At 60.2% G+C, this 1,396-nt stretch carries 1 protein-coding gene; it reads right to left on the bottom strand.

Annotated features, from left to right (window positions below; genetic code table 11):
• Nucleotides 1-10: 10 nt before the first annotated feature.
• Nucleotides 11-1,231, bottom strand: coding sequence for an ISL3 family transposase (locus MLGJGCBP_RS21275; RefSeq protein WP_160097904.1), 1,221 nt, complete (start codon nucleotides 1,229-1,231; stop codon nucleotides 11-13).
• Nucleotides 1,232-1,396: the final 165 nt, after the last annotated feature.

Below are 1,396 nucleotides of genomic sequence, written 5' to 3'. Positions count from 1 at the left end.
GTGCCCCTCCTTACGTTTGTGTGGGCAGTTTTACCTCGATTCCGCCGAGATTGAGATAGATCATCGCCGTGAGTGATTTTGCTGAATGATGACCGTAACCGCGGGCATTGATCAGTCTGATCTTCGAGTTGATCCCCTCGATAAGGGCATTGGATATCCCCAACTCGATTGCTGCACAGATTTGCTCGGATTTCTTGTCGATCATCCGGGCCAGTTGTACGAACGCGTTGATCCCGCAGGACTGCGCTTCTTCGATCCACCGCCGTAGATACCGTGCAGCGTTCTGGGGCGCGATCTTGCGGTAGAGATCGCGGAACTGCTCCTTCAGACGCCACGCTGTCCCGACCTCGGTATCGGCTGCGGTCACCGTCCGCAGCAACGACTTGTGTTTCTTGGTGAGCCGATTCTGACCGAGCCGCAACACTGTGCGAGCTTTACGCCATTCCGGGGCTTGCATCGACAAGGTCCGGCGAACAGACGCCGCGTCGGAGAACACACGATCCAAGGCTCGGTTCACCCACTGCATCACATGAAAGGGGTCCATACACTGACGAGCCTGCGGGACGTGATCCTCTGCGGCGGCACGGAAGGCGGGAGAGCCGTCCATCGACACCACCTGCACCTTGTCGCGCTCTTTCGCCGACTGCTGCTCGAAGAACTCCGAAAACGAGTCTCGGCCCCGGCCCTCGGTGATGTAGACGACCTTGCCGGTGTCGTGATCGCCGACGATGGTGAGGTACTTGTGCGGATGTCGGTAGCAGATTTCGTCGACTCCGATTCGATACAAATTCTCGAGCCTGCGCGAGTCGATCAACGCATCGACTGCCCGCGTGACGATGGAGGTGACCGTCCGCCATGCACAGCGCATCAAGGTCGACACCGAGGTCCGATCGGTGCGGGTGACCAACCACAGCACCATGTCCTCGAAGTCGCGTGTATGCCGTGCTGTCGGACGCGCCCACGGAATGTCCTCGGTCCGGACGCCGCAGGTCGGGCACTCGATCCGTCGGATCGGATACTTCAACCACACCTTGTGGCGGCCGAAGTCGAGATGGCGCCAGCGCCGCGGCGCGTGGTCGTAGGCCGCGGCGCTCGTGTAGCCGCATGGGCACTTCACACGGCGTGCTGCGAGCCTGACGGTGACCTCGACGGAGTCGTCTGTGATCGACACATCCGACACCGATGCACCGGGGATTTGAAGCAGACGGTTAAATGCAGTACTGACGCGCACGTGTAGCGGTCCTCCGGGTTGAGGTTGGTGTAGGAACCCCGAAATCTAGAGGCCCAACACGTGCGCGTCCCTCATTTCACCGGCAACTCGCCGAACGCTGCGTCCAACAACACAACCCACCCTGAACAGCAGAAATGACGCCCACACAAACCTCAGGAGCGCCAC

The sequence above is a fragment of the Rhodococcus sp. T7 genome (assembly GCF_009872365.1).
Lineage (GTDB): Bacteria > Actinomycetota > Actinomycetes > Mycobacteriales > Mycobacteriaceae > Rhodococcus_F.
The sequence above is the reverse complement of the archived record's forward strand: the minus strand, read 5'-3'. Positions and strand labels throughout refer to the sequence as shown.